Here is an 18,585-nt window from a genome sequence, read left to right on the forward strand (position 1 = left end):
AATGACGCCTTCCAAGCGCTTTGCCCTGGTGGCGGGCGAGACGTCTGGCGATCTTCTGGCGGGTCTGCTGCTGGGTGGTGTCCGGCAGCGCTGGCCCGACCTGACGTCCTTCGGCATCGGCGGCCCCCGGATGGCCGAGCACGGCTTCGAGGCCTGGTGGCCGAGCGAGAAGCTGGCGGTGCGTGGCTATATCGAGGTGTTGCCGAAGATTCGGGAAATCCTGTCCATCCGCAAACAGTTGCGGGATCGACTGCTGTCCGGCGAGCGCCCGGACCTGTTCATCGGCGTCGATGCGCCCGATTTCAACTTCGACTTGGAGGTGGCGCTGAAGGCTGGCGGGATCAGGACCGTGCATTTCGTCTGCCCGTCGTTCTGGGCCTGGCGCCCGAAGAAGGTCCTGAAGCTGCGCCGGAGCGCTGACCACGTGCTGTGCCTGTTCCCGTTCGAGCCCGCCTTGCTCGCGCAGCACGGCATCGACTCCACCTACGTCGGCCACCCCTTGGCCCAGGTGATTCCACTGGAGCCGGACCGCCGGGCGGCGCGCAAACGCTTGGGCCTGTGCGACGACGATACGGTAGTGGCGATCCTGCCGGGCAGTCGGCAGTCGGAGGTGCAGTACATTGCGCGCCGCTTCTTTGACGCAGCCGTGCTCATGCAGCGCCAGCGGCCCGGGCTGCGTTTCGTTGTGCCGGCCCTGCCGGCGCTGCGGCCGCGCATCGACGGACTGGTACGCGCCAGCGGGCTGCAGGGCATGACGGTGCTGGACGGTCGTTCGCACGATGCGCTGGCGGCGTGCGACGCGACCTTGATCGCCAGCGGCACGGCCACGCTGGAGGCCGCGTTGTTCAAGCGGCCCATGGTGATCGCGTACAACATGAACTGGCTGTCGTGGCAGATCATGCAGCGCAAGCAATTGCAGCCCTGGGTGGGTCTGCCCAACATCTTGTGTGGCGAGTTTGTCGTGCCCGAACTGCTGCAGGATGCCGCCACGCCCCAGGCCCTGGCGCGCGGTGTGCTGGACTGGCTCGACGCGCCTGAGAGAATCACCACCTTGCAGCAGCGTTTCACCACGCTGCACCACACCCTGAAGCGCGACACCGCCCAACTCGCCACCGATGCGATCGAAAAAGTTCTTCAAAGCTGAGCAGGCCGCGCTGGTCTGGGATGTGCCTGGTCTGGTCGCGGGGGTGGACGAGGCCGGTCGCGGACCGTTGGCCGGGCCGGTGGTGGCCGCGGCCGTGATTCTGGACGACCTCAAACCGATCAAGGGGCTGGCCGATTCCAAACAGCTCACGGCCAAACGGCGCGAAAAGCTGTACGACGAAATTCGCGCCAAGGCCTTGTGTTGCAGCATCGCACATGCGACGGTGGAGGAGATCGATCGCCTCAACATCCTGCAGGCCACGATGCTGGCCATGCAGCGCGCGGTGCAGGGGCTGCGGCTCAAACCGACCAAGGTGCTGGTGGACGGCAACCGCCTGCCGGCGCTGGACGTGCTGGCCGAGGCCATCGTCTCGGGCGATGCGCTCGTGTCGGCTATCTCGGCGGCCTCCATTCTGGCCAAGGTTTCGCGCGATCGCATGCTGCTGGAGCTGCATGCCCTGCACCCCGAGTTTGGCTTTGACCGACACAAGGGCTATGGCACCGCGCAACACCTGCAGGCGTTGCAGATGCATGGGGCACTGGCGGCCCATCGCCGCTCGTTCGCGCCGGTGGCACGTGCGCTGGACGCCGCCGCCATCGTCGAGGCGTCTCGCGTTGCGGCGAAAACCCCATGAACACACCGCTTTCCGTCACCTCGCGCGACAACCCGCTGCTCAAGCGGCTGCGGCTGTTGGCGCAGGACAGCACGGCCTATCGAAAGCAGGGCCAGGTCTGGCTCGAGGGCGACCACCTGTGCCGGGCGCTGCTGGCGCGTGGGCACCGGCCGGCCACGGCGGTGTTCACTGAAAACTTCTGGCCCCAGGCACCGCACGACCTGCGCGACGCCGCCGACCACATCGTCACCGTGCCCGATGGGCTGATGGCAGGCATCAGCGGGCTTGAGTCCCCCTCTGGCGTGGGGTTTGTCTGGAATTTGCCCGAGACGGGTGGGCTGCGGGCGGACGGCGCCACCGTGGTGCTCGACCGCCTGCAGGATGCCGGCAACGTCGGCTCCATCCTGCGCAGCGCAGCAGCCATGGGGTTTGCTCAGGTGCTGGCGCTCAAAGGAACGGCGGCCTTGTGGTCACCCAAGGTGCTGCGTGCCGGCATGGGCGCGCACTTTGGGTTGCATCTGGTTGAAGGGCTGTCGGTGGACGACCTGGGCGCGTTGTCGGTGCCGCTGCTCGTCACCAGTTCCCACGAAGGCGATTTTCTGCACCAGGCCCGTCTGCCTTGGCCCTGTGCCTGGGTGTTGGGCCACGAAGGGCAGGGCGTGAATGCCGCATTGCAGGCCATGGCCTCGCAGTCGGTGCGCATCGCGCAGCCGGGCGGTGAAGAGTCGCTCAACGTGGCCGCCGCTGCCGCCATCTGCCTGCACGCCAGCGCGACCGGTCGCTGAGGGTTTTTTGCACCCGTTCCCGGGGCTGGGGCAGCTGAAACCGGCCGGCGGGAACAGGCCCTCAGGCTATAATTCCGGGGTTTACCCGCAATCGGCGCAACCCCTGCGTCCGCCCCGGCTTCCTGCCCAGGTTTACCGCCTCCACTCACCACGTTTTGGTCGCCCGAGACGCCGTGAAAAGCTGCGGATCCTCCCTGGTTGTGCCCCATGGCGGGCGCGGATGCACCCACAAAATCATCTGGAGAAAACCGTGCTTCCCGTCCATCCGAAAGCCCTTCTCGCGCTCGCCGACGGCACGGTCTTTACAGGCATTTCCATCGGCGCGACCGGCCAGACCACGGGCGAGGTGGTGTTCAACACCGCGCTCACCGGTTACCAGGAAATCCTCACCGATCCGAGCTACTGCCAGCAAATCGTCACGCTCACGTACCCGCACATCGGCAACACCGGTGTCAACCGTGAAGACGTGGAGGCCTCACGCGTCCATGCCGCTGGCCTGATCATCAAAGACCTGCCCCTCCTGGCGTCCAACTTCCGCAGTGAAGAGACGCTGTCGCACTACCTGCAGCGCGAAGGCACCGTGGCCATCGCCGACCTCGACACCCGCGCGCTCACGCGCCGCCTGCGCACCCATGGCGCGCAGAACGGCTGCATCCTTGCACTGGCCCCGGGCGAGTCCATCACCGACGAGCACCGCGCCCGCGCCCTGGCCGCTGCCCAGGCCGCGCCCAACATGGCCGGCCAGGACCTGGCCAAGGTGGTGTCGGCCCGGGAACCCTACGCCTGGACCCAGACCGAGTGGCAACTGGGTTTTGGTTACGGCGAGCAGATCGCGCCGCGTTTCCATGTGGTGGCCTACGACTTCGGGGTCAAGCACAACATCCTGCGCATGTTGAGTGCACGCGGTTGCAAGATCACCGTGGTGCCGGCGCAGACGCCCGCGTCCGACGTGTTCAAACTCAAACCCAGCGGCGTGTTCCTGTCCAACGGCCCGGGCGACCCGGAACCTTGCGACTACGCAATCGCCGCCACACGCGAAATCATCGACAGCGGCGTGCCCACCTTTGGCATCTGCCTGGGCCACCAGATCATGGCCTTGGCCAGTGGTGCCAAGACCTTCAAGATGAAGTTCGGCCACCACGGTGCCAACCACCCAGTGAAGGACCTGGACAGCGGTCGCGTGAGCATCACCAGTCAGAACCACGGCTTTGCGGTGGACGAGAAAGACCTGCCCGCCACCCTGCGCGCCACCCATGTGAGCCTGTTCGACGGCACACTGCAGGGACTGGCCCGCACCGACCGGCCCGCGTTCTGCTTCCAGGGCCACCCGGAGGCCTCGCCCGGCCCGCACGACATCGGCTACCTGTTCGATCGTTTCATCGAACTGATGCAGAAACACGCCGTTGCCTGACAGCGGCCGAGCCTCACCTGGAACGCCTTCATGAAACTCTTCAGTTTTCCGGTTTTCGCCATTGAAAAGGCGATCGCCAAGCGCATGCTCTCGCTGGAGTCGCCGCACCGCGACTGGTTCGCGCAGCGCTGGGCGCAAAAGCCGTACCGCAAGGCCTTCGTGGAAAACAAGGCCATGCCCCTGGTGACCCTGCTCGCCAAGGGCAAGACCTGGGACGACGAGACCTTCAATACTGAGATGGCCGCCTGGGACGCGTTGTTCTACCCGGCGGAGGTCGAGGTGCTGCGTCCCATGATCGAAGGCGACGGCCTGCTGCAGCTGATGCAGAAAAACGTGCCCGTCGAGCGCATCCAGGCGCTGCTGAACAAACTGGACACCCAGCGCCAGGGCTGAAGCCCGCGCAACAAGACACACAAGCGAACCATGCCCAAAAGAACAGACATCCAGACCGTCCTCATCATCGGCGCCGGCCCGATCATCATCGGCCAGGCCTGTGAGTTCGACTACTCCGGCGTGCAGGCCTGCAAGGCCCTGCGCGAAGAGGGCTACAAGGTCATCCTGATCAACAGCAACCCCGCCACGATCATGACCGACCCGGCCACGGCCGACGTCACCTACATCGAACCCATCACCTGGCAGACGGTGGAGAAGATCATCGCCAAGGAGCGCCCGCTCAACGGCGGCGGCTTCGCGATCCTGCCGACCATGGGCGGGCAGACGGCGCTGAACTGCGCGCTCGACCTCTGGCACCACGGCGTGCTCGCCAAGTACGACGTCGAGCTGATCGGCGCCACGCCCGAAGCGATCGACAAGGCCGAAGACCGCCTGAAATTCAAGGACGCCATGACCAAGATCGGTCTGGGTTCCGCGCGTTCGGGCATCGCCCACAGCATGGAAGAGGCCTGGGGCGTGCAGAAGACCGTGGGCTTCCCGGTCGTGATCCGCCCCAGCTTCACGCTCGGCGGCACCGGTGGCGGCATCGCCTACAACCCGGAAGAATTCGAGACCATCTGCAAGCGCGGCCTGGAAGCCTCGCCGACCAACGAGCTGCTGATCGAAGAATCGCTGCTCGGCTGGAAAGAGTACGAGATGGAAGTGGTGCGCGACAAAGCGGACAACTGCATCATCATCTGCTCGATCGAAAACCTGGACCCGATGGGCGTGCACACCGGTGACTCGATCACCGTGGCGCCCGCCCAGACGCTGACCGATAAGGAATACCAGATCCTGCGCAACGCCTCGCTGGCCGTGCTGCGCGAAATCGGTGTCGACACCGGTGGCTCCAACGTGCAGTTCTCCATCAACCCGGCCGACGGCCGCATGGTGGTGATCGAGATGAACCCGCGCGTGTCGCGCTCCTCCGCGCTGGCCTCCAAGGCCACAGGTTTCCCGATCGCCAAGGTCGCGGCCAAGCTGGCCGTGGGCTATACGCTGGACGAGCTGCGCAACGAAATCACCGGTGGCGCCACGCCGGCGTCGTTCGAGCCCTCGATCGACTACGTGGTCACCAAGATCCCGCGTTTCGCCTTCGAGAAGTTCCCGGCCGCTGACAGCCGCCTGACCACGCAGATGAAGAGCGTGGGTGAGGTCATGGCTATGGGCCGCACTTTCCAGGAGTCGTTCCAGAAGGCCCTGCGCGGCCTGGAAGTGGGCGTGGACGGCATGAACGAAAAGACCCAGGACCGCGAGATCCTGGAGCGGGAACTGGGCGAGCCCGGCCCCGAGCGCATCTGGTACGTGGGCGACGCCTTTGCCGCCGGCTGGACCATCGACGAAGTGCACCACTTCACCAAGATCGACAAGTGGTTCCTGGTGCAGATCGAAGAGATCGTGAAGATCGAACTCGCGCTGGAAAAGACCAGCCTCGACGCCATCGACGCCGAGACCTTGCGCGGCCTGAAGAAGAAGGGCTTCTCGGACCGCCGCCTCGCCAAGCTGCTCAAGACCACCGACGCCGCCGTGCGCGCGCGCCGCATCGCGCAGAACATCCGCCCGGTCTACAAGCGTGTGGACACCTGCGCGGCCGAGTTCGCCACCGACACCGCCTACCTGTACTCGACCTACGAGGGCCATGGCGACGGCGAGTGCGAAGCCGAGCCGACGACCAACAAGAAGATCATGGTGCTCGGCGGCGGCCCCAACCGCATCGGCCAGGGCATCGAGTTCGACTACTGCTGCGTGCACGCCGCGCTGGCGATGCGCGAAGACGGGTACGAGACCATCATGGTCAACTGCAACCCCGAAACCGTGTCCACCGACTACGACACCAGCGACCGCCTGTATTTCGAGCCGCTGACGCTGGAAGACGTGCTGGAGATCGTGGACAAGGAAAAGCCCACCGGCGTGATCGTGCAGTACGGCGGCCAGACGCCTTTGAAGCTGGCGCTCGGCCTGGAGGCCGCGGGCGTGCCCATCATCGGCACCAGCCCCGACATGATCGACGCGGCCGAAGACCGTGAGCGTTTCCAGAAGCTGCTGCACGAACTGAAGCTTCGCCAGCCGCCCAATGCCACGGCGCGCGCCGAACCCGAGGCGCTGGAAAAAGCCGCCGCCCTGGGCTATCCGCTGGTGGTGCGCCCTAGCTACGTGCTCGGTGGCCGCGCGATGGAAATCGTGCACGAGCAGCGCGACCTGGAGCGCTACATGCGCGAAGCGGTGAAGGTGAGCAACGATTCGCCGGTGCTGCTCGACCGTTTCCTGAACGACGCCATCGAGTGCGACGTGGACGCGATCCGCGACCACACCGGCCGCGTCTTCATCGGCGGCGTGATGGAACACATCGAGCAGGCCGGCGTGCACAGCGGCGACTCCGCCTGTTCGCTGCCGCCGTACTACCTGAAGCAAGCCACGGTGGACGAACTCAAGCGCCAGACCGCGGCGATGGCCGAAGGTTTGAACGTAATCGGCTTGATGAACGTGCAGTTTGCCATCCAGGAAGTGGACGGCCAGGACGTGATCTACGTGCTGGAGGTCAACCCGCGTGCCTCGCGCACGGTGCCCTTCGTCTCCAAGGCCACGGGTATCCAGTTGGCCAAGGTGGCGGCACGTTGCATGGCCGGCCAGTCGCTCGATGCCCAGGGTATCGGCGCCGAAGTCACCCCGCCGTACTTCAGCGTGAAAGAGGCTGTGTTCCCGTTCGTCAAGTTCCCCGGCGTGGACACCATTCTCGGCCCCGAGATGAAGTCCACCGGCGAGGTCATGGGCGTGGGCAAGACCTTTGGCGAAGCCTTCGTCAAGAGCCAGCTCGGCGCCGGCACCAAACTGCCGACCTCGGGTACGGTGTTCCTGACCGTGAAGAACAGCGACAAGCCCCGCGCCGTGGAGATCGCCCGCGAGCTGGTGGCCATGGGTTTTGAACTCGTGGCCACGCGCGGCACGGCAGCGGCCATTGCCGCAGCCGGTGTGCCGGTGCAGACGGTGAACAAGGTGACCGAGGGCCGCCCGCACATCGTCGACTCGATCAAGAACAATCAGATCGCGCTGGTCATCAACACGGTGGAAGAGCGCCGCAATGCCATCACCGACTCGCGCGCCATCCGCACCTCGGCCCTGCTGGCCCGTGTGACCACCTTCACGACCATCGCCGGCGCGGAAGCCGCCGTTGAGGGCATGAAGTACCTGGACAACCTGGGCGTGATTTCGGTGCAGGAGATGCACGCGCAGCTGGCGGCCTGAGCGCCATCTGCCGGAGAGGGACTTCCCCTCTTGAATGCCACGGGCATGGGCGCTAGATTGCGGCCATGCCCGTTGTTCTTTCCGCCGCCGAGCCCTGTGTCCGGGAATGGACCACCGCGCAAGCCAGACCCGCCGAGCGGCTGGACTATTGGGTCGGTGCGATCTGCGAGGCCTTTCTGGAGATGGACTGCAGCTCGCGCCAGGCGCCCGCTTTTGAAGGCCGCCTGACCAGCGTTGGCGTGGGGCCGGTGTCGTTCAACCAGGTGCAGGCGTCCACCCAGGATGTTTTCCGCACCCGCGCCGGCATCGCCCGCGGTGTGCAGCACCCGTTCTATCTGATCACCCAGCGTCTGACGCCCTGGCACGTGCGCCAGGGCGGGCATGGGGTGCAGCTGCGTCCGGGCGATGGCGTGCTGGTGGACTCGGCACAGCTCTACGAACTGCATTTCCCCGAGGCGGTGAACGGTTTGTCGATCCAGTTGCCGCGGGCCTGGGTGGGGCAGTGGCTGGCACGGGTGGACGACCCGGCGCCGCGGGTGGTCCACCGGGACCAAGGCTGGGGCCAGGCTTTGTCGGCCTTGTCGCTGCAGTTCGCCGCCGACCCGCTGTTGTCCGCGCGGTACCCGGCGGGACTGCTGTGCGACCAACTGGGTGCGATGCTGGCGGCTACGCTGGAGCCAGAACCTTCGAGGCCTGTGGCGCCCGCGCACGACTTGCAACAGCGGGCGCAGCGGCTGTTGCAGGATGTGCTGGATCAGCCGGGCCTCACCTCAGAGCGCGTGGCCGCGCTGCTGGGGGTTTCGGTGCGCAGCCTGCACCGGGCTTTTGCCGCCGGCTCCACCAGCTTCGCGCTCAGCCTTCGCCAACTGCGCCTGGAGCGTGCCGCGCAGCTGCTCGCCCAGCCACGCCTGGCCCACGTCACGGTGGCCGAACTGGGGCGGCGCTGCGGCTACGCCGACGCGTCCCATTTCGTGCGCGAGTTCCAGCGCCACCACCGGACCACGCCCGCGCGCTGGCGGCGCGAACGGCTGCCGCGTTGAGATTCTTCTGGCGCGCATGGGCCATGTTGGTGGCACGGTGGCGCCATTGCCAATCGCCTTCTCTGTTTACGCTCTTCGTCGGTGCTCCGGCCCTTGCCGGAGTCAGCAACCCGATGGAGACACACAATGGCAGATACCTATGTTCTGGTGCACGGCGCCTGGCACACCGGTGAACAATTGGAGCCCGTCGCGAGCCACTTGCGCGCGCGTGGGCATGTGGTGCATTGCCCCACGCTGGCGGGCAACCGGCCGGGCGACGACCGTTCCGTGCTGGGCTTGAGCGAAGCGGCACAGTCGCTGGTGGACTTCCTCGTGCAGCACGATCTGCGCGACGTGCGGCTGATGGGGCACAGCTACGGCGGCATGGTCATCAGCAAAGCCGTCGATGTGGTGCCGGAGCGCATCGCCCGGCTGGTCTACTGGAACGCGTTCGTGCCGCTCAGCGGTGAATGTCTCAACGACATGGCGCCGCCGCCGTACAAAGCGCTGTTCGATGCGGTCGCGGCAGGCAACGGCAACGCCGTGATGCTGCCGTACCCGATCTGGCGCGAGGCCTTCATCAACGACGCCGACGCCGCGCTGGCCCGAAGCGCCTACAACCAGCTCAACCCGCAGCCCTACCGCACCTTCACCGAGCCCGTGCGGCTGCAGACCGAGCTCGCCGCCAAGCCCCTGGGCAAAAGTTACCTGCTCTGCACCGAAGACACCGCCATGCCGCACAGCATGCCCTGGCATCCCCGGTTGTCCGAGCGGCTGGGGCTGTTTCGCCTGGTGGCCTGCCCGGGCAGCCACGAGTTGTGCTTCACCAACCCGGAGCTGCTGGCGCAGAAAATCGAGGAGGCCGGGCGCGACTGAGCTCAGGCGAACCAGGAAATCTGGCCGGTGGCCACGTCGTGCATGGCCGAGACGATCTTCACCTTGCCGTCCTTGACCTGCTGGGCAATCACATCGCTGCGGGTCAGGATCGCGGTCGCGGCGTCGCGCGCGTTCTGATCGGCCACCTTCTGCACCAGGGCCTTGTCCTTGGAGCTGGGGACACCCTGGTAGTTGAGCTTCTCCAGCGAGGGGCGGATGTTGGCGAGGGTGGCCGTGAGGTTGCCCAGCTTGACGTTGTCCACGGTGCCCTTGACCGCGCCGCAGTCCGAATGCCCGAGGATGACGATGAGTTTGGACCCTGCGGCTGCGGTCGCGTATTCGAGGCTGCCGATGATGTCCGTGTTCACGAAATTGCCCGCAACGCGTGCGGAAAAGATGTCGCCGATGCGCTGATCGAACACCAGCTCGGGCGGCACACGGCTGTCCATGCACCCGACGATGGCGGCGAACGGGGCCTGTCCCGTTGCCGTGTCCCTCACCTGTTTCAACAGGTCGCAGTTGACGGTCTTTCCCGTGACAAAGCGCGCGTTGCCATCCTTCAGGCGTTGCAGGGCGTCATCGGGGGACAGCCCGGCCTGTGTTTCCTTGGTGAAGACGGCGCAGCTCTGCTGGGCTTGCGCGGTGCCCGCGGTCGCGATGCCGGCCAGGGTGACGAGTTGTCCAATGGACTGGCGACGGTTCAACAACATGGTGGATCCTCCCGAAATATGAAATGGGACGTCACGATACTGGAAAATCCCGAAAACCGAAATCCTCTCGATGGGCTTGACCATGAAGGCATAATCAGGTCCTCCACACCGCCGACCGGCAACGCTCGGCGGTTTCCTTTTGTACCCCTGCAGACCCCCGTTGTTTGCGTGCTGAGATCTCCCGGAGCACTGTCATGGCCACCATTCCCATCACCAAGCGCGGCGCTGAAAAACTCAAGGACGAGTTGCAGCGTCTCAAGACCGTGGATCGCCCATCGGTGATCGGCGCCATCGCCGAAGCCCGCGCACAGGGTGACCTGAGCGAAAACGCCGAATACGACGCGGCCAAGGACCGCCAGGGTTTTATTGAAGGCCGCATCGCCGAAATCGAAGGCAAGCTTTCGGCCGCCCAGATCATTGACCCGGCCAGCGTGGACGCGGGTGGCCGGGTGGTGTTTGGCGCCACGGTGGAACTGGAAGACGAGGACAGCGGCGCGGCCATGACCTATCAGATCGTGGGTGAGGACGAGGCCGACCTGAAGCTGGGGCTGGTCAACATCAGCAGCCCGATCGCGCGTGCGCTGATCGGTAAGGAAGAGGGCGACGTGGCCGAGGTGCAGGCACCGGGCGGCACGCGGCGCTACGAAATCGTGACCGTGCGCTACGAGTGAAGGCCGCGTGATGCAGCGGTTGGCGGTGTTTGTGGCCGCTCTCTGGTGGGGCGGCCTCTCGGGCCTGAGTTTTGTCGCCGTGCCGACGCTGTTCGCCAGTCTGGGCAGCCCGGCGGTGGCTGGCCCGGTGGCCGCGAAACTGTTTTCCCTGCAATGCTGGGCCGGGCTTTTGCTGGGTCTGGCCTTGCTGCTGATCTTGCGCCGTCAGCGTTCAATGGGGCAGTTTCCGCTGGCGGGTGAAACCGTGGACCCGCAGCGCCTGGAGGCCATGCAGCGCGTGCTGACCACCATGGGGTTCGTGCTGGCGGCTATGCTGCTGGCGCTGTTGCAGGAATTCGGTGTGGCACAGAAGATCGTTTCTGCCCGCGCCACCGGCGGCAATCTGCGCCTGTGGCACAGCGTGGGCAGCGTGATGGTGCTGGGTCAGTGGTTGTGCGCCGGAGCGGTGCTCTGGCGCGTATCGAAGTAACCCCCGCGCCGCCTGCGGCGTCACCCCCAAGGGGGCGGCACTGACGGCCCGGCTAAGCCGGTTCCGCGGTGCCCTGGGCCCAGGTTCTCGCGCGTCGGCGAGGCTTACTTCAAGCGTTCAGCGGACTCTAAGGTGTTGACCATCAGCATGGTGATGGTCATGGGGCCGACGCCCCCGGGCACCGGGGTGATGTAGCCCGCCACTTCCTTGACACCCTCGAAGTCCACGTCGCCGCAGAGCTTGCCCTCGTCGTTGCGGTTCATGCCCACGTCGATCACCACGGCGCCGGGTTTGACCATGTCGGCGGTCAACACGTTGCGCTTGCCCACGGCGGCGACGATCACGTCGGCCTGCAGCGTCATGGCTTTCAGATCCTGCGTGCCGCTGTGGCAGATGGTGACGGTGGCATTTTTCTGCAGCAGCATCAGCGCCATGGGTTTGCCCACGATGTTGCTGCGGCCGATCACGACCGCGTGTTTGCCTTTGAGCTCGTAGCCGATCGATTCCAGCATCTTCATGCAGCCGTAGGGCGTGCAGGGCCAGAAGCCGGGCAGGCCGGTCATCAGCGCGCCGGCGCTGGCGATGTGGAAGCCATCGACGTCTTTGGTGGGTGAGATCGCTTCGATCACCTTCTGTGCGTCGATGTGCGCGGGCAGCGGCAATTGCACCAGGATGCCGTGGATGCTCGCATCGTGGTTGAGCGCGTCCACCCGGGCCAGCAGTTCGGCCTCGGACATGGTCGCGGGCCAGCGCTCCAGCACCGAGTGCATGCCCGTGTCTTCGCAGGCTTTGACCTTGTTGCGCACATAGACCTGCGAGGCCGGGTTCTCGCCCACCAGGATCACGGCCAGGCCAGGGGTGATGCCTTGGGTCTTGAGGGCCGCCACGCGCGCGCTGACGTCGGCGCGCAGTTGGCGGGAGAGGGCGTTGCCGTCGATCAGTTGGGCGGTCATGGTGGTGTGGGGACGGGGTTGAAAAACGGAAACGCCCGCCAGTATGGGCGGGCGTTGGGGAGTTGGTTGCCGGTTCAGGCTTTTGCGGGTGTTTGTCCCAGAGCGATCTTGAGCAGGTCGGCCACGGTGTTGGCGCCGAGCTTTTCCATGATGTTGGCGCGGTGCGCCTCCACCGTCTTGATGCTGATGCCCAGGTCGTCGGCGATCTGCTTGTTCAGGCGCCCGGCGACGATGCGTTCGAGCACCTGGGCTTCGCGGCTGGTCAGTTTGGAGAGCAGCGCATCGCGGCTGGCGGCCTGCTGGTAGGTGGCGAAGGCGTCCTTGGCGTGCTCCAGCATGCGTTCGACGAGCGCCACCAACTGGTCTTCCTTGAACGGCTTCTGGATGAAGTCCAGCGCACCGCGCTTCATGGACTCCACCGCCATGGGCACGTCGCCGTGGCCGGTGATGAAGACGATGGGCAGCGGCGACTGGCGCTCGATCAGGCGTTCCTGGAGCTCCATACCGGTCATGCCACCCATGCGGATGTCGGCGATCAGGCAGGCCACTTCGCGCGTGTCGTAGCGACTCAGGAAGGCTTCGGCGGATTCAAAGCAACGGACCCGGTAGTCTTTGCCTTCGAGCAGCCATTGCAGGGAGTCTCGGACGGCTTCGTCGTCATCGACCACGTAGACGATACCTTTTTTGGGGATCAAACTCATCTGGCTCTTTCAGTGTCCGTCAACGACTGCGTGGCGGGGCCGTCCACTGTGCCGTCTGTGCGCAGTCGCGAGACCACGGGAATCCAGAAGCTGAAGCAGCAGCCCACCACCTCTTCGCCATTGTAGATGTTCTGAACCTGCATCCTTCCGTGGTGCGACTCCACGATGCTGCGGCACAGCTTGAGGCCGATGCCCATGCCCTCGCTCTTGGTGCTGTAGAAGGCTTCGTAGATGCGTTCGATCATCTCGTCGGGCACGCCGTTGCCGGAGTCGCGCACCGAGAACTCAACCACGTCCTGGTCGTCTTGCCGGCGCGGACCCACGCGCAGCTCCACGTAGCGCTCGCCCGGCGGGCGACCCGCCTGCGCGATCGCCTCGCCGGCGTTCTTCAGCAGGTTGATGAGCACCTGTTCGATCAGGATCGGGTCCACCATCAGACTGGGCAGGCGCGCGGCCACGTAGGGCGAGAGCCGCACCTGCTGGCGGCGCAGTTCGATGTCGGCCAGCTCGATGGCGTTGCTCACCATCAGCGCCACGTCCGACGGCGTCGGGTTGGGTTCGCTGCGTTTCACGAAGGCGCGGATGCGCTGGATGATCTGGCCGGCGCGCTGTGCCTGGCGGGCGGTCTTCTCCAGCGCGCCCAGCAGTTCTTCCGGGCTGATGCGTTGTTCCTGCACGCGCGAGATCATGCCGTTGCAGTAGTTGCTGATGGCGGTCAGTGGCTGGTTGAGCTCGTGGGCCACGCTCGACGCCATCTCGCCCATGGTGATCAGGCGGCTCGCGGTCTGTGCGCGTTCGGCCTGGCGGGAAGCCTGCTCCTCCGCGTTGCGCCGTGGCGTGATGTCGCTGGCGATCACCATCTGCGCCAGCCGGCCGTCCACCCAGGTGAGGTAGCGCGTGCGCACCTCCAGCCAGCGGTCGAGCTCTTCCACGAACACCTCGGCGTTCTCGGAGCCGGCGTCGGTCAGTGTGTCGGTGGGCATGCCGGCAAAGGCATCCACCGCATCGCCATCGTCCGGATTGGGCGTGGGCTGGGTGCCGGCCAGATCCACCAGATGCCGGTGGCCCTGGCCGCGGGTGCCGAACCACAGGCGGTACATCTTGTTGGCGAACAGCATCTCGTCGCTGCCCAGCGGCGCCACCGACACGGCCGAGTCCAGGCTCTCCAGCACGGTGGTGAAGCGCTCATAGGATGCCGAGAGTTCCTCGCGGATGCGCTTGGGCTCGGTGATGTCGGTCATGGACGTCATCCAGCCGGTCTGGTGTCCTTTGGGGTCGATCAGCGGCGAGACGTACATGCGGGCGTCGAAGATGCTGCCGTCGCGCCGCTGCACGCGCACCTCGAAGCCCCCCGGCGTGGAGCGGCCATTGAGCTCGTCTTCCAGGCGCGCGGCCAGTTGGTCGTGGTCCTCGTCGGGCCAGTATGGGAAGGGGGCGGTGCGGCCCACCAGCTCGCTTTCGGTCCAGCCGGTCATGGAGCAGAACGCCGGGTTCACGTAGGTGATGCGGCCCTGAATGTCGAGCGCGCGCATGCCGGTGAGCATGGAGTTTTCCATCGCGCGCCGGAAGTTGGTCTCGGCCACCAATGCCTGCTGCGCCTGCACGCGCCGGCGCGTGTGGCGCCACGTGCCCAGCAGCATCCACACGGTGAGCGCGCTCAGGGCCCCGATGACCCAGAAGAAGCCGCTGCCCACGATGTCCTGCGAGGTCCGGTAACCCTGCGCCTTGAGGATCAGCCCGTTGCCCACGGGCGAGACGGGCGCCTCGTGTTCCAGCGCCTGGTTGGACCAGGGCAGCAGGCGCAGCACGGTGTTGGGGGCCTGCAGGCTGCCGGCGAGCACCCGCCCGCGGTCGTCCAGCAGCGCCACCGCGTAGCGCGCCATGATCTCGGGCGGCATGCCGAAACGCATCAGGCCGTCGATGGAGTATTCGCCCATGACCGTGCCGGCAAAACGCCCCTGTTCGCTCAGGGGCACCTGCAGCATCAGGGTGGCCGTGCGTGGGTCTTCCCCCAAAGGCCGGGAGTAGATGGGCTGACGCAGGTCGCGCGCCAGATCGAAGGAGCCATCGGTCTCGTTGGGCGCGAGTGTGCTGCCGGTCGGGCGGATCAGCGACGGCGGTGCACTGGGCGACGCATAGCCCGCCACCACGTTGCGGCGGGTATCGACCCAGCTGATCGCCAGCAGTTCGGGGAACTGGCTGATCAGGGACTCGACCTGGAACACGAACTCTTCGGTGGAGATCTCCTTGTTGTCCACTTCGCGCGCCAGACGCATCAGCTGTTCCTGGCGCTCCAGCAGGCGCAGGCGAAGGCGCTGCTGCGCGTATTCCACATCGCGTGTGACCGCCTCCTGCTCGCGCTCCAACTCCTCGTAGCGCAGGTAGGTGATGGCCACCGCGATCGCCGAGAGGAATAACAACACCGCCAGCAGGGGCGCAAGTGTGGCGAAGCGGTCCTGCCGTGAAGGCGGCAGGCGCCGCCACCAGCGCTTCCACCAGTTGGTGCTGGGTGTCCGGGGCGGGGGGCTGGGGGGATGGCTGGGCAGGGGAATCATGGGTCTTTGAGTCTACGTGAGAGCATGCCGTTGCCGGCGTGAACCGGATGCCAAGCGTCGATCAGGGACGGCGGAAAAACCGTTGGCATGGAAACAACTAATATTTCACATTGCAAGAAACGAAAGCACATATTGAAATTAAAAAGCTTCTGTGGAAAAATCCGTGACACTGCGGAATGCCCGCCTTAAGCTCGATTTCAAACCAACAGGAGACATACATGTCAGCGTCCGACGCTCCCAATGCCCGTGTTGCCGCCGATGCGGACAGCCAGGAAACCCGTGAATGGATGGAGGCGCTGGCCGCCGTGATCGAGCGGGAGGGCCCGGAGCGTGCGCACTTCCTGCTGGAACAGCTGCTGGAGGAAGCCCGCCAGCACAGCATCGACCTGCCGTTCTCGGCCAACACCGGCTACGTGAACACCATTGAAGCCAACGAAGAAGCGCGCTGCCCCGGCAACATCGAGATCGAAGAGCGCCTGCGTGCCTACATGCGCTGGAACGCGATGGCGATGGTGGTCAAGGCCAACCGCCACAACCCCGAAGACGGTGGTGATCTGGGCGGCCACATCGGTTCTTTCGCCTCGCTGGCCCACATGTTCGGCGCTGGCTTCAACCACTTCTGGCACGCCGAGAGCGAAAACCACGGCGGCGACTGCCTCTACATCCAGGGCCACGTGTCGCCCGGCGTGTACGCCCGCGCTTACCTGGAAGGCCGGCTGACCGAAGAACAGCTGCTGCACTTCCGCCAGGAGGTGGACGGCAAGGGGCTCTCCAGCTACCCGCACCCCAAGCTGATGCCCGAGTTCTGGCAGTTCCCCACGGTGTCCATGGGCCTGGGCCCGCTGATGGCGATCTACCAGGCGCGTTTCCTGAAGTACCTGCACGCCCGCGGCATCGCCAACACCGAGAACCGCAAGGTCTGGGTGTTCTGCGGCGACGGTGAGATGGACGAGGTTGAGTCGCTGGGCGCCATCAGCCTGGCTGCGCGCGAAAACCTCGACAACCTGATCTTCGTGGTGAACTGCAACCTGCAGCGCCTGGACGGCCCGGTGCGTGGCAACGGCAAGATCATCCAGGAGCTCGAAGGCGAGTTCCGCGGCTCGGGCTGGAACGTGATCAAACTGCTCTGGGGCTCCAACTGGGACCCGCTGCTGGCGCGCGACAAGGAAGGCGCCCTGCGCAAGATCATGATGGACACGGTCGACGGCGACTACCAGTCGTTCAAGGCCAACGACGGCGCCTACGTGCGCAAGCACTTCTTCGGCCGCGATCCCAGGACGCTGGAAATGGTGGCGCACCTGAGCGACGACGACATCTGGAACCTGAAGCGCGGCGGCCACGACCCGCAGAAGGTGTACGCCGCGTACCACAAGGCCGTCAACCACAAGGGCCAGCCCACCGTGCTGCTGATCAAGACCGTCAAGGGTTTTGGCATGGGCAAGTCGGGTGAGGGCAAGAACACGGTGCACCAGACCAAGAAGCTCACCGATGAAGACATCAAGATCTTCCGCGACCGCTTCAACCTGCCGATCCCCGACAGCGAACTCTCCAAGATCCCGTTCTACAAGCCGGCCGACGACACGCCGGAGATGAAGTACCTGCACGAGCGCCGCAAGGCCCTGGGCGGCTATCTGCCCAAGCGCCGCACCAAGGCCGACGAGAGCTTCACCGTGCCTTCCATCGAGACCTTCAAGGCCGTGATGGAACCCACCGCGGAAGGCCGTGAGATCAGCACCACGCAGGCCTACGTGCGCTTCCTGACCCAGTTGTTGCGCGACCAGGCCCTGGGCCCGCGCGTGGTGCCCATCCTGGTGGACGAGGCCCGTACCTTCGGCATGGAAGGCCTGTTCCGCCAGATCGGCATCTACAACCCCGCAGGCCAGCAGTACACCCCGGTCGACAAAGACCAGGTCATGTACTACAAGGAAGACAAGGCCGGCCAGATCCTGCAGGAAGGCATCAACGAAGCCGGCGGCATGAGCAGCTGGATCGCGGCGGCCACGAGCTACAGCACCAGCAACCGCATCATGGTGCCGTTCTATGTGTACTACTCCATGTTCGGCTTCCAGCGCATCGGCGACCTGGCCTGGGCAGCGGGCGACATGCAGGCGCGCGGCTTCCTGCTCGGCGGCACGTCCGGCCGCACCACGCTCAACGGTGAAGGCCTGCAGCACGAGGACGGCCACAGCCACATCCTGGCCGGTACCATCCCGAACTGCATCAGCTACGACCCGACCTTCGCGCATGAAGTCGGCGTGATCCTGCACCATGGCTTGAAGCGCATGGTGGAAAAGCAGGACAACGTCTTCTATTACCTGACCCTGCTGAACGAAAACTACGCCATGCCGGGCCTGACCGCCGGCACCGAAGACCAGATCATCAAGGGCATGTACCTGTGCAAGCCGGCCGCAGGCAAGATCACGGCCAAGACGCCGCAGGTGCAGTTGCTGGGTTCGGGGACCATCCTGCGCGAGTCGATCGCCGCTCAGGAACTGCTGGAGAAGGACTGGGGTGTGGCCGCCAACGTGTGGAGCTGCCCGAGTTTCAACGAACTGACCCGCGACGGCCAGGACGCCGAGCGCTGGAACCTGCTGCACCCGACCGAGCCGCAGCGCGTGCCCTTCGTGACGCAGCAGCTGGACAAGCACGCCGGCCCCGTGGTCGCGTCCACCGACTACATGAAAAACTACGCCGAGCAGATTCGGCCGTTCGTGCCCAAAGGCCGTTCGTACAAGGTGCTGGGCACCGACGGTTTTGGCCGCAGCGACTTCCGCAGCAAGCTGCGTGAGCACTTCGAGATCAACCGCCACTACATCGCCATCGCCGCACTGCGCTCGCTGGCCGATGAGGGCGCCATCCCGATGGCCAAGGTGGCTGAAGCCATTGCCAAGTACGGCATCAAGACCGAAAAAGTGAATCCCCTTTACGCGTAAGCGGAAAACGGGATGCACTTTTCAGCGAAGACTCATATCGCGAAGCGATGTGATGTCGTAGCTACAAGGT

Annotated in this window: 15 protein-coding genes; 11 read left to right on the forward strand and 4 right to left on the reverse strand. The window is 65.4% G+C overall.

The genetic code is table 11. The features are described from left to right. Position 1 precedes the first annotated feature (1 nt). From lpxB to KIH07_RS15310, 8 genes are all read left to right on the forward strand, one after another. The gene (gene lpxB, locus KIH07_RS15275; protein WP_226492781.1) at positions 2–1,144 is read left to right on the forward strand and encodes a lipid-A-disaccharide synthase; all 1,143 of its coding nucleotides are present in this window, start codon (positions 2–4) and stop codon (positions 1,142–1,144) included. Further along, positions 1,116–1,778, forward strand: coding sequence for a ribonuclease HII (gene rnhB / locus KIH07_RS15280; RefSeq protein WP_226492782.1), 663 nt, complete (start codon positions 1,116–1,118; stop codon positions 1,776–1,778). The genes lpxB and rnhB overlap by 29 nt, the downstream gene beginning before the upstream one ends. Next, the gene (locus tag KIH07_RS15285; RefSeq protein WP_226492783.1) at positions 1,775–2,542 is read left to right on the forward strand and encodes a TrmH family RNA methyltransferase; all 768 of its coding nucleotides are present in this window, start codon (positions 1,775–1,777) and stop codon (positions 2,540–2,542) included. Before rnhB ends, KIH07_RS15285 begins: the two co-directional genes overlap by 4 nt. A gap of 250 nt (positions 2,543–2,792) precedes the next feature. Beyond that, positions 2,793–3,953: a glutamine-hydrolyzing carbamoyl-phosphate synthase small subunit gene (gene carA / locus KIH07_RS15290; protein ID WP_226492784.1), complete on the forward strand. Its 1,161-nt coding sequence runs from the start codon at positions 2,793–2,795 to the stop codon at positions 3,951–3,953. 30 nt (positions 3,954–3,983) lie between these two features. After that, on the forward strand, positions 3,984–4,346 hold the full coding sequence (locus tag KIH07_RS15295; protein ID WP_226492785.1) for a hypothetical protein: 363 nt from the start codon (positions 3,984–3,986) through the stop codon (positions 4,344–4,346). 30 nt (positions 4,347–4,376) lie between these two features. Next, complete coding sequence (gene carB, locus KIH07_RS15300; protein WP_226492786.1) at positions 4,377–7,628, forward strand: carbamoyl-phosphate synthase large subunit; 3,252 nt, start codon at positions 4,377–4,379, stop codon at positions 7,626–7,628. Positions 7,629–7,693: 65 nt separating this feature from the next. Then, positions 7,694–8,668: a helix-turn-helix domain-containing protein gene (locus tag KIH07_RS15305; protein ID WP_226492787.1), complete on the forward strand. Its 975-nt coding sequence runs from the start codon at positions 7,694–7,696 to the stop codon at positions 8,666–8,668. A 126-nt stretch (positions 8,669–8,794) separates the two neighbouring features. After that, positions 8,795–9,523, forward strand: a complete 729-nt coding sequence (locus KIH07_RS15310) for an alpha/beta fold hydrolase (protein WP_226492788.1) — start codon at positions 8,795–8,797, stop codon at positions 9,521–9,523. A gap of 2 nt (positions 9,524–9,525) precedes the next feature. Here KIH07_RS15310 and KIH07_RS15315 read toward each other — a convergent pair whose 3' ends face one another. Further along, positions 9,526–10,233 carry a carbonic anhydrase family protein gene (locus KIH07_RS15315; protein WP_226492789.1) on the reverse strand — a complete coding sequence of 236 codons (708 nt, stop codon included), beginning with the start codon at positions 10,231–10,233 and terminating at the stop codon, positions 9,526–9,528. A gap of 194 nt (positions 10,234–10,427) precedes the next feature. On the opposite strand from KIH07_RS15315, the gene greA reads away from it, so the two are divergent. Both greA and KIH07_RS15325 read left to right on the forward strand, forming a co-directional pair. Beyond that, the gene (gene greA / locus KIH07_RS15320) at positions 10,428–10,904 is read left to right on the forward strand and encodes a transcription elongation factor GreA (RefSeq protein ID WP_226492790.1); all 477 of its coding nucleotides are present in this window, start codon (positions 10,428–10,430) and stop codon (positions 10,902–10,904) included. Between the two features lie 10 nt (positions 10,905–10,914). Further along, the gene (locus KIH07_RS15325) at positions 10,915–11,373 is read left to right on the forward strand and encodes a DUF4149 domain-containing protein (RefSeq protein WP_226492791.1); all 459 of its coding nucleotides are present in this window, start codon (positions 10,915–10,917) and stop codon (positions 11,371–11,373) included. Between the two features lie 104 nt (positions 11,374–11,477). Here KIH07_RS15325 and folD read toward each other — a convergent pair whose 3' ends face one another. The 3 genes from folD to KIH07_RS15340 all read right to left on the reverse strand — a co-directional run bounded on the left by folD (position 11,478) and on the right by KIH07_RS15340 (position 15,582). Then, positions 11,478–12,326, reverse strand: coding sequence for a bifunctional methylenetetrahydrofolate dehydrogenase/methenyltetrahydrofolate cyclohydrolase FolD (folD, locus tag KIH07_RS15330; protein ID WP_226492792.1), 849 nt, complete (start codon positions 12,324–12,326; stop codon positions 11,478–11,480). A 74-nt stretch (positions 12,327–12,400) separates the two neighbouring features. Beyond that, positions 12,401–13,027, reverse strand: coding sequence for a response regulator transcription factor (locus tag KIH07_RS15335; RefSeq protein WP_226492793.1), 627 nt, complete (start codon positions 13,025–13,027; stop codon positions 12,401–12,403). Beyond that, positions 13,024–15,582 (reverse strand): PAS domain-containing sensor histidine kinase, encoded by a 2,559-nt coding sequence (locus tag KIH07_RS15340; RefSeq protein ID WP_226492794.1) that lies wholly within the window; start codon positions 15,580–15,582, stop codon positions 13,024–13,026. Before KIH07_RS15340 ends, KIH07_RS15335 begins: the two co-directional genes overlap by 4 nt. 218 nt (positions 15,583–15,800) lie before the next feature. Here KIH07_RS15340 and aceE point away from each other — a divergent pair, with 218 nt between their 5' ends. Then, complete coding sequence (aceE, locus tag KIH07_RS15345) at positions 15,801–18,515, forward strand: pyruvate dehydrogenase (acetyl-transferring), homodimeric type (protein ID WP_226492795.1); 2,715 nt, start codon at positions 15,801–15,803, stop codon at positions 18,513–18,515. Positions 18,516–18,585: the final 70 nt, after the last annotated feature.

Origin of the sequence: Hydrogenophaga taeniospiralis, assembly GCF_020510445.1 — a bacterium.
Taxonomy (GTDB): Bacteria; Pseudomonadota; Gammaproteobacteria; order Burkholderiales; family Burkholderiaceae_C; genus Hydrogenophaga.